A 13823-nucleotide genomic window follows, 5' to 3' on the forward strand; every position below is an offset into this window, starting at 1 on the left:
TTAAGCGTTGCCAGATGGCATTCCGGGCGCAGTATGTCGGGCATCGCTGCGTTTGCAGTCACAAAGTTCTCAGGGAGGAGACACGTAATGAAGCGTTTTGTATTTGCCACTGCATCGACTCTGGCCGTGATGGCCGGGACGTCGGTTGTGGCCGAACCGCAGGCCGAAGTTCTGCATTGGTGGACGTCGGGTGGTGAGGCCAAGTCGGTCGCTGTATTGCAGGAAGAGTTCGCGGCCAACGGTGGCAGCTGGACCGATATGCCGGTTGCCGGTGGCGGTGGTGATGCGGCGATGACCGCGCTGCGGGCGCGTGTTCTTTCGGGCAACGCGCCGACTGCTGTTCAGCTGAAAGGTCCCGCCATTCAGGAATGGTATGAAGAGGGCGTGCTGGCCGATATCTCGAGCGTGGCCGAGGCCGAAGGCTGGGCCGACGTACTGCCTGCCTCGATCGCGGGACACATGATGTGCGAAGGCGCATGGTGCGCCGCGCCGGTGAACGTACACCGCGTCGACTGGATCTGGGCCAATGCCGACGTGCTGGCGGCAAACGGTATAGAGATGCCGACAACTTGGGATGAGTTCAACGCTGCTGCAACCAAGCTGATGGATGCCGGTGTGATCCCGCTGGCCCATGGCGGTCAGGCGTGGCAGGACGCCACCGTATTCGAAGCCGTTGTGCTGGGCATCGGTGGACCTGAATTCTACCAGAAGGCGCTGGTTGACCTGGACCCCGAGGCGCTGACCTCGGACACGATGGTTCAGGTGTTTGACCAAATGCGTATGATGCGCGGTTACGTGGATGAAAACTTCTCGGGCCGTGATTGGAACCTGGCCACTGCGATGGTCATGAACGGCGAAGCTGCCTTCCAGATCATGGGCGACTGGGCCAAGGGTGAGTTCCTGGCTGCGGGCAAGAAACCCGGCGAAGACTTCCTGTGTGCCTCGACCCCCGGCGACGGCTATCTGTATAATGTCGACAGTTTTGCCATGTTCGACGTGGACGGTGATGACAAGAAAGCCGGTCAGGACCTGCTGGCCAAGCTGATCGTGGCACCGAACTTCCAGAAAGTGTTCAACCTGAACAAGGGCTCGATCCCCGCACGCACCGACGTGGCGCTGGATGACTTTGACATCTGCGCCAACCTGTCGGCCGAAGATATGGGCTCGACCTCGGCGGCCGGTTCGCTGCTGCCGTCTTATGCGCACGGTATGGCTTTGCGCGGATCGCAGTCCGGTGCAATCACTGACGTTGTGACCGCTCACTTCAACTCGGAAATGTCCTCGGCTGACGCGGTTCAGCAACTGGCGGACGCGGTGGCCAACAGCTACTGATCCGAACCGGTTCTGCCCCTATACTGAGGGGCAGAACCTCTTTTCTCCCGGAGGAAAAAATGTCCGAATGGCTGGAAAACCACCTGCCCAAGGTGGTGCTGGCACCGTCGTTCATTGCCGTATTGATCTTTGTCTACGGCTTTATCGGATGGACGGCCTGGGTGTCACTGACCCGATCGAAACTGTTGCCGAAATACGAGATCAAGGGATTCATCCAGTATGAACGCCTGTTCGACTCGCCCCGCTGGGATACGGCAATTAACAACCTGTATATCTTTGGCGCGCTGTTCATCGTGATCGCAATGGTGCTGGGCCTGTTGCTGGCGATCCTGCTGGACCAGAAAATCCGCGTCGAAGGGGCCATTCGGACGATCTATCTGTACCCGATGGCATTGTCGATGATCGTGACCGGTACCGCGTGGAAGTGGATCCTAAACCCGGGTCTGGGCATCGAATCCATGGTGCAGGGCTGGGGATTCACAAACTTCGAATTCGACTGGCTGGTGAACCCCGATTACGCCATCTACACCATCGTGATGGCCGCCATCTGGCAAAGCTCGGGCTTCGTCATGGCGCTGTTTCTGGCCGGTTTGCGGTCGGTGGATGGTGAGATCATCAAGGCAGCCCAGGTCGATGGCATCCCCACATGGCGCATCTACACGGCGATTATCATCCCCTCGATGGCCCCGATCTTCCTGTCCGCCTTCATCGTGCTGGCGCACCTTGCGATCAAGAGCTTTGACCTTGTCATCGCCCTGACAGGTGGCGGTCCGGGTTACGCGACCGACCTGCCGGCAACCTACATGTACGCAATGGCCTTTTCGCGTGGCGATATTGGTCAGGCGGCGTCTTCCGCGATGATCATGATGCTGGTCGTCTTTGCCATCGTGGTTCCTTACCTTTACTCAGAGCTGAGGGCTAAAAATGACTGATATTTCGATGCCCCAATCCCAAACTCAAACCCGCACCCAAAGTGCCGCTGGCAAGATTGCCCTGCGCTGGTTGCTGTATGTCCTGCTGGGCCTGTTCGCGCTGTATTACCTGATGCCGCTGTTCGTGATGTTGACCACATCGCTGAAAAGCCTTGAGGAAATCCGCACCGGGTCCCTGATCTCGCTGCCTCGTGAGGTGAGCTTCGACGCCTGGAAAACCGCTTGGTCCGGTGCCTGTACCGGTATCCAGTGCGAAGGACTGCGGCCTTACTTCTGGAACTCGGTCCTGATCGCAGTGCCTGCGGTGGCCATCTCGACCCTGCTGGGCGCGCTGAATGGCTATGTTGTGGCGCAATGGCGGTTCAAAGGCGCCAACATCATCTTCTCGCTGATGCTGTTTGGTTGCTTCATCCCGTTCCAGGTTGTTCTGCTGCCGATGGCGCGTTTGCTGGGTATCATGGGCATTGCAGGTACCATTCCGGGTCTGATCTTTGTCCACGTGATCTACGGGCTGGGCTTCACCACGCTGTTTTTCCGCAACTACTATGTCACCATTCCGGCTGAGCTGACCAAGGCCGCCCGGGTTGATGGTGCGGGTTTCATGCGGATTTTCTGGTCGATCTTCCTGCCGTTGTCGCTACCCATCATCGTGGTGACCGTCATCTGGCAGTTCACGCAGATCTGGAACGACTTCCTGTTCGGCGTGTCGTTCAGCCAGGCGGGCACGCAGCCCGTGACCGTGGCGCTCAACAACATCGTAAACTCCACCACCGGCGTCAAAGAGTACAACGTCGACATGGCCGCCGCGATCATCGCGGGGCTGCCGACACTGCTCGTCTATGTCGTCGCCGGTAAGTATTTCATCCGCGGTCTGACCGCTGGCTCAGTGAAGGGATAAGACCCATGGCTCCCATCCTTGATATCAACAAACTCTACAAGAACTACGGCGCGACCGAGATTCTGAAGGACATCAACATCTCGATCGAACCGGGCGATTTCCTGGTGCTGGTCGGCCCCTCGGGCTGTGGCAAGTCCACCCTGCTGAACTGTATTGCAGGGCTAGAGGAAATCACCGGCGGCACCCTGTCCATCGGTGGCAACGACATGACCCATGTCAGCCCCAAGGACCGCGACATCGCGATGGTGTTCCAATCCTACGCCCTGTACCCGACCATGACCGTGGCCAAGAACATCACCTTCGGGATGAAGGTGCGCGGGGTTGATCAGGCGACGCAGGACGCCAAGTTGAAAGAGGTTGCCCAACTGCTGCAGATCGAGCCGCTGCTGAACCGCCGCCCCAGCCAATTGTCGGGTGGTCAGCGTCAGCGTGTGGCGATGGGCCGGGCGCTGGTGCGTGATCCCAAGCTGTTCCTGTTTGACGAGCCGCTGTCGAACCTCGACGCCAAGCTGCGGGTCGAGATGCGGACTGAGATCAAGAAACTGCACCAGACGCTGGATGCTTCAATCGTCTATGTGACCCATGACCAGATCGAGGCGATGACGTTGGCGACCAAAATTGTGGTTCTGAAAGGCGGCATCGTACAGCAGATCGGCACCCCGGCCGAGATCTATAACAATCCGGCCAACCTGTTTGTGGCAGACTTCATGGGCTCGCCCGCGATGAACCTGATCCCGGCGCAGGCGACCAAGAATGGCTCGGGCACAGAGATCGCCATCGCGCGTGAAACCGGTGATACGCTGGTGCTGAAAGATTCCCGTGATCTGTCGCTGCCCAAGGACGTGATCCTTGGTCTGCGTCCCGAAGATATCGCCGAGGCCGGCTTCCGCGCCGGTGCGGGCGTGCAAGAGGCCGAATGTCTGGTGGATATGGTCGAACCCGCCGGGGCCGACACCTATGTGGTGTCAGAACTGGGCGGCAAGCAGGTCACTGCGCGTCTGCACGCGGAAACCAGCGCGCAGGCCGGCAGGATGCTAAACCTCGCTTTCGACATGAGTAAAGTGTCCTACTTTGCCAAGGAAACCGGTGAGCGGCTGAACTAAACGAAAAAACGCCGCGCGAACCCAATCGCGCGGCGCTTTTTTAACTTGCGAACAGGGTCAGCTGACCCTGTTCTGCTTCATGTCCTTGATCAGACGATTCAGATCGCCGCCTCGCGCGTCCAGCATCGCGCCGATCTCGGTCCTTTCGGTCAGCAGCATATTCACCCCCTCGATGAACATGTTGAAGAACTTGTCGCGGCCCGACTTGTCCGAAACAAGGAATGTCACCTCGAACGGAGACGAACCCTGCAGCTTGACCGAGGTGCGTACTTCGTAGCCTGCCTTGATCTTGCGGGCATTGCGCACGGTAACCTGGCCGCCGATGAATTCACGGAAGCGACGGCCATATTTGTTCGAGATATAGTCCTGAAACGCCTTGGTGAACTGCTTGATTTGCGACGGGTTGGCCGAGCGGCCATCGGCCCCCAGCACATAGCGCGCCATGATCGGCACATCGGCGTATTGCACGAAGATCTTTTCGAAATCGCGGATCATCGCTTTTTCGGACTTGCCCGAGGCGATCACGCGGTTGATCTCGTCAACGACACTAACAACCAGTGCCTTTGCGCTGGCTTCAGTCTGGGCAAAGGCGGGAAGGGCGGTCAGCATCACACCGGCCAGGCCAGTGGCGATAAAATTGCGTCTGTTCAGATGATTACTCGGCATAGGGGTCCTCGTAGGGGTCTAGGTAGGGGTCCCTGACTGGGTCGGTCCCGGTTTCAGCATAGGGGTCGTCATAAAGACCCAGATAGGCTTCCTCATCGTCCCGTGCCAGTTCGAAGCGGCGGTTCTGGATGAAAATTGTCCGTGCCTGCGCATAGCTATCGGCGCTTTCGTAAAGAATCGAGTCGACCGTATCCGAAAACCGGCCCCGATCACCCATTCGGCGCACAACTTCGGCATAGACACCGATGTTATCGACCGGGCGGGTGGGGCTGAAGTTGATCGGGTTAGAAAACAGGTTAACCACAACGCCGATCGCATCCCGCTGCGTCGACGGACCATAGAACGGCAGTTCGACATAAGCACCTTCGCCAACGCCCCAGACGTGAAGGGTTTCGCCAAAATCGGTATCCACCGGCGGCAGGTTCAATTCATCGGCGGGGGATGACAGGCCCACGCCGCCCACTGTCATGTTGATGACGAACCGCAGCAGAGCGTTACCGGATTGCTTGGGGTTACCCTGAAGCAGATAGTCCAGCGCCTGTCCGGGCAGCGTCAGGTTTTCAGCGAAGTTACTGAAACTGGTCACCATCGGATCCGGAACGATCTTTACGTACCCTTTCGAGGCCGGGCGGAAAAGAAAGCGGTCAACACCGAGGTTGAATTTGTGAATGCCCCGGTTGTTTCTTTCATAGGGATCGAAAACTTCGCTTGGTGGGGTGCCTTCTGGTGGCCGCGTAGCGCAGGCGCTTAGAACTGCCATCAGGGGCAGAACGATCAGGTATTTCAGGCGGGGTCTGCTCAACACGGTCTTTGCCACTCCAAACCTTTCGGGTTCGTTTGCCCGAACTATCAATCAATACTGCCTATGGCCACATAGAGCGGCCCAATCCGACGTCACATATACGTTCCAAAACACGTATGAAACAGATAGCGTTTAACCCGCCCGACGGGCTGAGGTAAAGCGGCACCGCTTCAACTGTTCGGAATAAGAAGAGTTACGCCCACCTTTCGGGCACGTCCATCCCCGTTTTCAGGCTTTCCGAACCTGACCTTCCCGGTTAGCTTCGCCGCGACTCAAGATTTGGAGGAACCCTCATGAGCATCGCAGCGAAACTGGAAAGCCTCGGCGTCACCCTGCCGGATGCGCCCGCACCGGCGGCCAACTACGTGCCTTTCGTACGGGTCGGCAACATCGTTTATGTGTCGGGCCAGATTTCCAAAGACGAAAATCTGATCACCGGCAAGCTGGGCGACAACATGGAGGTTGAGGCTGGCGCAGCAGCGGCTAAGGTCTGCGCCATCAACCTGCTGGCCCAGGTCAAGGCGGCTTGCGACGGTGATATCGAAAAACTGGTGCGGGTGATCAAGCTGACCGGTTTCGTGAACTCGACCGCCGATTTCACCGCGCAACCGCAGGTGATCAATGGCGCGTCCGATTTCCTGGTCGAAGCTCTGGGTGATGCCGGTCGCCATTCCCGTTCCGCCGTAAGCGCCGCAGCACTGCCTCTGGGCGTGGCCGTCGAAATCGAAGGTATTTTCGAGGTCCAATGACACCGTCCTTGCCTTCCGTGTTCCTGCAGACCCCGCTTGCGCATCGGGCGTTGCATGACAAATCGGACAGCCGCCCGGAAAACAGCCGGGCGGCCATTCGGGCTGCGGTCGAGGCCGGGTACGGGATCGAGATTGATCTGCAACGGAGCTCGGACTACCGGGCGATGGTGTTTCATGACTATGACATGACGCGCCTGACCGGGCAGTCCGGCCCAATTCAGCAGGTCACGGCGGCGCAGGCGAAGGCCACCCAATTGCTACACGCAGATGACGGCATTCCGACGCTGGACGAGGTGTTGGAGATGGTCGGCGGCAAGGTGCCACTGCTGATCGAATTCAAGGATCAGGATGGCGCGATGGGAACCGATGTCGGCCCGCTTGAGGCGGACGCGGTGCGGGCATTGCAGGGCTATGACGGGCCAGTGGCGCTGATGTCGTTCAACCCCAATTCCGTGGCCGAGTTGGCACGCCTTGCGCCGCACCTGCCGCGCGGCATCGTGACCTGCTCGTATCAGCCCAAGGTCGAACTGTTGCCGAAAAAGGTATGCGATCACCTGCGCGACATCCCGGATTTCGACCGGGTCGGCGCCAGTTTCATCAGCCATGAGGTTGCCGATCTGTCCCGCCCCCGCGTGGCTGAACTGAAAGCGCGTGGTGTGCCGGTCCTGTGCTGGACGGTGCGGTCGCCCGAACAAGAGGCACAGGCCCGCGAGGTTGCCGACAATGTGACCTTCGAGGGGTATTTGGCCCGGCGTGCGGGTTGAACCCTTCCCCCACCGTCACAGATAAAGACCAGACGCGGAGGGCACATGGATCAGGCGCAAATCGAAGTTCAGGTTCTGGGATCGCTGTCGCAGATTTCTGCCGAGGATTGGGACAGTTGCGCCTGCCCCGAGGCCTCCGATGGCGGCCGGCCGCTGGACCCGTTCACCACCCATCGGTTCCTGTCGGCGCTGGAAAACAGCGGCTCGGTCGGGCGTGGCACCGGCTGGCAACCGCAATACCTGACCGCCTATCTGGACGGGATGCTGATCGGCGCGGCCCCGATGTATGCCAAGTCGCACAGTCAGGGCGAATATATCTTCGACCACAACTGGGCCCATGCCTACGAAAACGCAGGGGGGCGGTACTATCCCAAGCTGCAGATCGCCGTACCCTTCACTCCCGCAACAGGGCGGCGCTTTCTGGTGCGGCCGGGATACGAGGCGGTGGGTATGTCGGCGCTGGTGCAAGGCGCGGTGCAACTGGCCGCAGACAACCGTGTGTCGTCGCTGCACGCCACCTTCTGTACCGAGGGTGAGGCCATCGCCGGTGAACAGATGGGCCTGATGCTGCGCACCTCGCAGCAGTTTCACTGGCTCAATGACGCCTACTCGGACTTTAACGGGTTTCTGACCGCGCTTTCGTCGCGCAAACGCAAGAATATCCGCAAGGAACGGGCGCAGGCCTGCGGGTTCGGCGGTGAGATTCGCACGTTGACCGGAGACCAGTTGCGGCCGGAGCATTGGGATGCCTTCTGGCGGTTCTATCAGGACACCGGGTCGCGCAAATGGGGTATGCCGTACCTGACCCGTCAGTTCTTTGATATCTCTCAGGAAACCATGGCGGATGACATGGCCTTGGTGCTGGCGGAACGCGACGGCTATCCGATTGCCGGGGCGCTGAATTTCATCGGGCGCGAAACTCTGTTTGGCCGCTATTGGGGCTGTGTTGAACATCACCCCTGCCTGCATTTCGAATTGTGCTACTATAGGGCGATTGATTTTGCCATTGCCCAAGGCCTGACCCGGGTTGAAGCGGGCGCGCAAGGTGAACACAAGCTGGCACGAGGCTATTTGCCTACGCGCACGCATAGCTTGCATTGGGTCGGTGACCCCGGTTTTGCCGATGCGATTCGAAAATATCTGGACGCCGAGGCCGCCGCAGTGGGAGAAGAGATCGAGATTCTGACGGAATACGGTCCGTTCAGGAAATTGAACCCGGAGGAACAGCAATGACCGAACTCTTGTCGCCCGAGACCCGCGGCCCGCTGCTGGACCCGCTGTTCGAAAATGGCTGGACCATGGTTGAAGGCCGGGATGCGATCACCAAGACCTTTATTTTCGAGGATTTCGTCCACGCTTTTGGCTGGATGACGCAGGTGGCGATATTTGCCGAGAAATGGAACCACCACCCCGAATGGTCGAATGTTTACCGCACGGTCGAGGTGACGCTGGCCACCCATGACGTGGGCGGCCTGTCGGCGCTGGACGCCAAGCTGGCACGAAAGATGGACAGTCTCTGCTAGCGGTTGCCCTCACCGACACCACCTGCCAATGCGGCGGTTACGCCCATTTGCTCGAATTCAGCGGGGGTAACGGTACCGTCACTGACGTCGATGTCACGGGGAATGCGCGTTGTCCGGTTCCCGATCTGACGCACACTGCGCGCGGCCGGGTTAATGTCCAGACAACGATTGTTATAACAGGTCAGCCCCGATGTACTGATTTGAATGCGCGGCTGCCCATCTGGCCCGGTAACCACCGGGGCCTGAGGTACGTCACAGGCCGCAAGCAGGCCTATAAGGCCAACACAAACCCATCTGTTCATCGCATGCTCCTGTCTATGCGGGTCAGCCCCGCCGCTTGCGGGGCTGCAGGCACTTAATCCAACTGACCGTTCCCATCCTTGTCGGCAGATGAGAAGTCTTCATTCATCTGCGCGTCGTATTCTGCACGGGAGATAAAGCTATCGTTGTTACGGTCAACGTCTTGAAACTGCTTAATGTCCAGAAACGGTTTGGCCTCGTCCAATCCCAGCGTACCGTTCTTGTCGTCGTCCATCTCCTGAAACGCATAGTCGGAAAAGGCGTCGAACTCGTCTTTTGACAGGAAACCGTCATTATTTGCGTCGATGGCCTTCAACTCGTTTTCATGCAGCTCAGCAACAGTTTCAGCCGAGGCGGCACCGGCCAGCAAAACAGCCGCAGCGATAATAAGTCCACGTGTCATTCCGATTCTCCTCAGCATGCAAATCTGTTGCCTTCAATGGCACCAGCGGCTGCACCTGCCGCTGTCAGGATAGACTGGCCTGACCCGCCACCGAACTGGTTGCCGATAGCCCCGCCGATCAGCGCGCCACCTAAAGACCCGCTGAGGCAGGCAATCTCATGCTGGCGTGCCGCCTGTTGTTGCGGGGTGGGGGCCGGGCCGCAGGCGGCCAATGCCCCCGCAGAACCGAGCAAGAGTGTAATGATCTTCAGTTTCATCAAACAAACTCCCTGATTGTATTATTCAAATATTGGCAAATCAGGGCGTTGCATCAAGTTAAATGGGCGTCATGGCCCCGAGGTCACCCGGGGCCAAGCGTTATCAGATCACGTCCAGCAGGCCCTCACCTGCCGAAATCTCGCAGGCACCGGGGTTTTCTTCCAGATTTAAGGCGGTGACTTTGCCGTCCTCAACCAGCATGGCATAGCGTTTGGATCGTGCGATCAACCCAACGGGCGGAGCGTCGAAATCCATACCGATGGCCTTGGTGAACTCGGATGCAGGGTCGCCCAGCATGGTCAGGCCGGCCTCGGCGGCGCCGGTGGCCTCGCCCCACGCCTGCATCACAAAGGGGTCGTTAACCGAGACGCAGATGATCTCATCAACGCCTTTGGCGGCGAACTGGTCCTTGGTGCGCATGAAGCTGGGCACATGGGCCGAATGGCATGTTGGGGTGAAAGCACCAGGCACTGCAAAAATCACCACTTTGCGCCCTTTGGTCTTGTCTGAAATCCGCACCTCTTCCGGGCCGTCCGCACCCATTTGGGTCAGTGTGGCATCGGGCAGCATATCACCTGTTGAAATCATTTTTAGCTCCTGTCGTTTGGATTTGCAGAGTCGGGCTTAGCCGCAATATAGGTGGTCGTGTGGATGAGACCACGGGAATTCGACACGGTGGGAGGAACATGAGCCATATTGTCGTGATCGGTGCGGGACAGGCGGGGTCTTCGCTTGTCGCCAGGCTACGCAAGGACGGGTTTGACGGGGATATCACCCTGATCGGGGCCGAGCCGCATTTGCCTTATCAGCGCCCGCCGCTGTCCAAGGCCTATCTGCTGGGCGAGATGGAACTGGAGCGCCTGTTCCTGCGGCCCGAGAGTTTCTATGCCGAGAACAACATTGCCCTGCGTCTAGGGCAGCGAGTGACGGCGATTGACCCTCAGGCCAAGACCGTGACCGTAGGGGATGATGTTATTTCTTACGACGAACTGGCGCTGACCACTGGGTCTGACCCGCGTTATCTGCCTGCGGCCATTGGTGGTGATTTGGAAGGCGTGCACGTGGTGCGCGATCTGGCCCATATCGACGAGATGGAGCCCCGCGTGACAGACGGCGCGCGCGCGCTGATCGTCGGTGGCGGCTATATCGGGCTTGAGGCCGCAGCGGTTTGTGCCAAGCGTGGGGTCAATGTGACCTTGGCCGAGATGGCCGACCGTATCCTGCAAAGGGTCGCTGCCCCCGAGACCAGTGACTACTTCCGCGCGCTGCATACCGAATACGGCGCCGATATCCGCGAAGGCGTCGGGCTGGATCGATTGGTCGGTGAAAACGGCAAGGTCGTTGGAGCGGTTTTGACCGATGGAACCGAGTTGCAGGTCGATTTCGTTGTGGTTGGCGTCGGTATCGCCCCCGCGACTCAACTGGCCGAGATGGCGGGGCTTGAGCTGGACAACGGCATCAAGACCGACGCCCATGGCCGTACATCTGACCCGTCGATCTGGGCCGCAGGCGATTGCGCCTCTTTCCCGCATGGCGAAGGGCGCATCCGTTTGGAAAGCGTGCCGAACGCGATCGATCAGGCCGAGATCGTGGCCCAGAACATGCTGGGCGCGGCCAAGGATTATGTGGCGACGCCGTGGTTCTGGTCGGATCAGTATGACGTCAAACTGCAGATTGCGGGTCTGAACACCGGATATGACCGCGTGGTGACCCGTCAGGGCGAAGGGCAGACCGTTTCTTTCTGGTATTACAGGGGTGATCAGCTGATTGCAGTAGACGCGATGAATGACCCGCGCGCCTATATGGTCGGCAAACGCCTGATCGAATCCGGTAAAACCGCCGATCCTGCCATCGTGGCCGACGCGAGCGCGGACCTGAAGCCGCTGCTCAAAGCGTGAGGATCATCGCCGGAGAGTTCCGAGGCCGCGCCTTGGCCCCGGTCGGTAAGGGGGATGCGGGCGCACATTTGCGCCCCACCACCGATCGTATACGCGAAAGCCTGTTCAACGTGCTCAGCCATCAGATCGACTTTGACGGGCTGCGCGTGCTGGACCTGTTTGCGGGCACTGGCGCGCTGGGGCTTGAGGCGCTGTCGCGCGGCGCGGCGCATGCGACCTTTGTGGATGACGGCCGTGTGGCACAAGGCCTGATCCGCAAGAATATCGACCTGACTCGCAGTGCCGACCGCACCGACCTGATCCGCCGCGATGCCACGCGGCTGGGTGAAAACTCGGGCGCGCCCTATGATCTGATCTTTCTGGACCCGCCTTACGGCAAGTCTATGGGGCAAAAGGCTATTGCGGCACTGTCGCAGGGCTGGATTGCCGACGATGCCCTGCTTGTGTGGGAAGAAAACGCCCCGATGCAACCGCCCGAGGGGTTCACTCTGCAAGACAGCCGTAAATACGGAGACACGCATATCACCCTGATGTGGAGCAGCGTCCGGGATGCATGATCTGGTCATCTTTGATTGCGATGGCGTTCTGGTCGACAGTGAGCCGCTGTCCAATCAGGTGATGGTCGCCAATCTGGCCCGGCACGGCTTGTCTCTGACGGCGGACGAGTGCCACAGAATTTTTACCGGCAAAACCATGCCGGAAGTTCAGGATATCGCTCGCGATCTGGGGGCTGATCTGCCCGCGAACTGGATCGCGGAATTTGATGCCGAAACCGATGCCCATCTTCGCCAGGGTGTGCCTTTGGTTCCCGGAGTATTGGAACTGCTGAACCTCCTGGACGAACGCGGTGTGCCTTTCTGCGTTGCCTCCAATGGCGGGCCTGACAAAATGCGGGTCACGCTGGGGCAGAACGGCCTTTGGGATCGATTCAAGGACGTGATGTTCTCGGCCTACACATTAGGTGTTGGCAAGCCCGACCCGACAATGTTTCTGACGGCGGCGAAACACTTCGGCGCCTCGCGGCCGGTGGTCATCGAAGACAGCGCCAGCGGGGTAACTGCCGCAATCCGCGCCAATATGCGCTGCCTGGCCTATGCGCCGCATGGGGGTGGCGAACAGCTGGCCGATCTTGGGGCCGAAGTGTTTACCGATATGGCTCAGGTTCCGGGGCTTTTGAGGATTTAGTCAGGACGTGATAGTCTTCGGGGTATGGACCGCGCCCTGACACACCCTTTTTGGACTGTTCCGCAGGAAACCGACGCAACAACGGGACCCAAGCGGAAACCCACACGCGCGCCGGTATTCATCCAAGACGCTGTGACGCCATGGGGGCAGGAAACTCTGCTGCTGAAACTGATGCGTGATCAGGCAGCTGATCAGGAGGAGTAGGTCGGGTGAAACTTGTCACCTGGTGACAGGGTAAAAATCTCGACCCCATCTGCCGTCACACCGACCGAATGTTCGAACTGCGCCGACAGCGACTTGTCGCGGGTCACGGCCGTCCAGTCATCGGCCAGCGTTTTTGTCTCGGGGCGGCCCAGATTCACCATCGGTTCGATGGTAAAGAACATGCCCTCTTCCAGAACCGCGCCGGTGCCCGGACGGCCATAGTGCAGAACGTTCGGCGGCGCGTGGAACACCCGGCCCAGACCGTGGCCGCAGAAGTCGCGAACAACGCTCATCCGGTGCGCCTCGACATAGGCCTGAATGGCATGGCCGATATCGCCGAAGGTGTTACCCGGCTTGACCATCTCGATACCCTTGAAAAGGGCGTCGTGAGTCACCTGGATCAGACGCTCGGCCTTGCGGGGCAGTTTGCCTGCCACATACATCCGCGACGTGTCGCCGAACCAGCCGTCAACGATGACGGTGACGTCGATATTCAGGATATCGCCATCCTTCAGCCGCTTGTCGCCGGGGATACCGTGGCAGACCACGTGATTGACGCTGATGCAGCTGGCATGCTGATAGCCCTTGTACCCGATCGTTGCCGAGGTTGCGCCCGCGTCTTCAACCATCTGAGTGATCAGCCCGTCAATCGCGCCGGTGGTCTGGCCGGGAAAGACGTGATCGGCAATGTCATCCAGAATCCGCGCGGCCAAGGCCCCTGCCGCGTGCATACCGGCAAAGTCACCCTGTTCATAGATGCGGATACCGTCCTTGGTCAGACGGCCACGATGTTCCTTCATGGATGC

At 59.3% G+C, this 13823-nt stretch carries 19 protein-coding genes; 12 read left to right on the forward strand and 7 right to left on the reverse strand.

Features of this window, described 5'->3' with window-relative positions; genetic code table 11:
- Positions 1-87 precede the first annotated feature (87 nt).
- The 4 genes from ACR0ER_RS07590 to ACR0ER_RS07605 are packed head-to-tail and all read left to right on the forward strand — an operon-like array spanning position 88 to position 4265.
- A complete protein-coding gene (locus tag ACR0ER_RS07590; RefSeq protein ID WP_480768401.1) occupies positions 88-1332 on the forward strand; it encodes an ABC transporter substrate-binding protein in 1245 nt (414 codons plus the stop codon).
- A gap of 59 nt (positions 1333-1391) precedes the next feature.
- Positions 1392-2264 (forward strand): carbohydrate ABC transporter permease, encoded by an 873-nt coding sequence (locus ACR0ER_RS07595; protein WP_170387762.1) that lies wholly within the window; start codon positions 1392-1394, stop codon positions 2262-2264.
- Positions 2257-3162, forward strand: a complete 906-nt coding sequence (locus ACR0ER_RS07600) for a carbohydrate ABC transporter permease (protein WP_480768402.1) — start codon at positions 2257-2259, stop codon at positions 3160-3162. Before ACR0ER_RS07595 ends, ACR0ER_RS07600 begins: the two co-directional genes overlap by 8 nt.
- 5 nt (positions 3163-3167) lie before the next feature.
- Positions 3168-4265: an ABC transporter ATP-binding protein gene (locus ACR0ER_RS07605; protein WP_480768403.1), complete on the forward strand. Its 1098-nt coding sequence runs from the start codon at positions 3168-3170 to the stop codon at positions 4263-4265.
- 57 nt (positions 4266-4322) lie between these two features.
- On the opposite strand, the gene ACR0ER_RS07610 is transcribed toward ACR0ER_RS07605, so the two are convergent.
- Positions 4323-4931, reverse strand: a complete 609-nt coding sequence (locus ACR0ER_RS07610; protein WP_480768404.1) for an MlaC/ttg2D family ABC transporter substrate-binding protein — start codon at positions 4929-4931, stop codon at positions 4323-4325.
- Complete coding sequence (locus tag ACR0ER_RS07615; protein ID WP_170329853.1) at positions 4921-5691, reverse strand: MlaA family lipoprotein; 771 nt, start codon at positions 5689-5691, stop codon at positions 4921-4923. The genes ACR0ER_RS07610 and ACR0ER_RS07615 overlap by 11 nt, the downstream gene beginning before the upstream one ends.
- A 335-nt stretch (positions 5692-6026) precedes the next feature.
- Here ACR0ER_RS07615 and ACR0ER_RS07620 point away from each other — a divergent pair, with 335 nt between their 5' ends.
- From ACR0ER_RS07620 to ACR0ER_RS07635, 4 genes are read left to right on the forward strand one after another with little or no spacing between them, the layout of a single operon-like run.
- On the forward strand, positions 6027-6482 hold the full coding sequence (locus ACR0ER_RS07620; RefSeq protein ID WP_480768405.1) for a RidA family protein: 456 nt from the start codon (positions 6027-6029) through the stop codon (positions 6480-6482).
- Positions 6479-7246 (forward strand): glycerophosphodiester phosphodiesterase family protein, encoded by a 768-nt coding sequence (locus ACR0ER_RS07625; RefSeq protein ID WP_480768406.1) that lies wholly within the window; start codon positions 6479-6481, stop codon positions 7244-7246. Before ACR0ER_RS07620 ends, ACR0ER_RS07625 begins: the two co-directional genes overlap by 4 nt.
- Before the next feature lie 45 nt (positions 7247-7291).
- Positions 7292-8479 carry a GNAT family N-acetyltransferase gene (locus ACR0ER_RS07630; protein WP_480768407.1) on the forward strand — a complete coding sequence of 396 codons (1188 nt, stop codon included), beginning with the start codon at positions 7292-7294 and terminating at the stop codon, positions 8477-8479.
- Positions 8476-8769 (forward strand): 4a-hydroxytetrahydrobiopterin dehydratase, encoded by a 294-nt coding sequence (locus ACR0ER_RS07635; RefSeq protein WP_170329672.1) that lies wholly within the window; start codon positions 8476-8478, stop codon positions 8767-8769. The genes ACR0ER_RS07630 and ACR0ER_RS07635 overlap by 4 nt, the downstream gene beginning before the upstream one ends.
- Here ACR0ER_RS07635 and ACR0ER_RS07640 read toward each other — a convergent pair.
- The 4 genes from ACR0ER_RS07640 to ACR0ER_RS07655 all read right to left on the reverse strand — a co-directional run bounded on the left by ACR0ER_RS07640 (position 8766) and on the right by ACR0ER_RS07655 (position 10318).
- On the reverse strand, positions 8766-9071 hold the full coding sequence (locus ACR0ER_RS07640) for a hypothetical protein (RefSeq protein WP_480768408.1): 306 nt from the start codon (positions 9069-9071) through the stop codon (positions 8766-8768). The genes ACR0ER_RS07635 and ACR0ER_RS07640 overlap by 4 nt on opposite strands.
- 53 nt (positions 9072-9124) lie before the next feature.
- A complete protein-coding gene (locus ACR0ER_RS07645; RefSeq protein ID WP_480768409.1) occupies positions 9125-9472 on the reverse strand; it encodes an EF-hand domain-containing protein in 348 nt (115 codons plus the stop codon).
- Positions 9473-9483: 11 nt separating this feature from the next.
- The gene (locus ACR0ER_RS07650; protein ID WP_170329669.1) at positions 9484-9729 is read right to left on the reverse strand and encodes a glycine zipper 2TM domain-containing protein; all 246 of its coding nucleotides are present in this window, start codon (positions 9727-9729) and stop codon (positions 9484-9486) included.
- A 103-nt stretch (positions 9730-9832) separates the two neighbouring features.
- Entirely contained in the window at positions 9833-10318 is a 486-nt protein-coding gene (locus ACR0ER_RS07655; RefSeq protein ID WP_170329668.1) for a peroxiredoxin, read from the reverse strand.
- Positions 10319-10416: 98 nt separating this feature from the next.
- Here ACR0ER_RS07655 and ACR0ER_RS07660 point away from each other — a divergent pair, with 98 nt between their 5' ends.
- Genes ACR0ER_RS07660 through ACR0ER_RS07675 form a run of 4 tightly spaced genes read left to right on the forward strand, consistent with a single transcriptional unit; the run spans position 10417 to position 13017 of the window.
- The gene (locus ACR0ER_RS07660) at positions 10417-11628 is read left to right on the forward strand and encodes an NAD(P)/FAD-dependent oxidoreductase (RefSeq protein ID WP_480768410.1); all 1212 of its coding nucleotides are present in this window, start codon (positions 10417-10419) and stop codon (positions 11626-11628) included.
- Positions 11625-12185, forward strand: coding sequence for a 16S rRNA (guanine(966)-N(2))-methyltransferase RsmD (gene rsmD / locus ACR0ER_RS07665; RefSeq protein ID WP_480768411.1), 561 nt, complete (start codon positions 11625-11627; stop codon positions 12183-12185). The genes ACR0ER_RS07660 and rsmD overlap by 4 nt, the downstream gene beginning before the upstream one ends.
- Entirely contained in the window at positions 12178-12813 is a 636-nt protein-coding gene (locus tag ACR0ER_RS07670; protein ID WP_480768412.1) for an HAD family hydrolase, read from the forward strand. Before rsmD ends, ACR0ER_RS07670 begins: the two co-directional genes overlap by 8 nt.
- A 24-nt stretch (positions 12814-12837) precedes the next feature.
- The gene (locus ACR0ER_RS07675; RefSeq protein ID WP_480768413.1) at positions 12838-13017 is read left to right on the forward strand and encodes a hypothetical protein; all 180 of its coding nucleotides are present in this window, start codon (positions 12838-12840) and stop codon (positions 13015-13017) included.
- Here the strand turns inward: ACR0ER_RS07675 and map are convergent.
- Entirely contained in the window at positions 13005-13817 is an 813-nt protein-coding gene (gene map, locus ACR0ER_RS07680) for a type I methionyl aminopeptidase (RefSeq protein WP_170329663.1), read from the reverse strand. The genes ACR0ER_RS07675 and map overlap by 13 nt on opposite strands.
- Positions 13818-13823 lie beyond the last annotated feature (6 nt).

The sequence above is a fragment of the Ruegeria sp. CH8 genome, assembly GCF_056536985.1.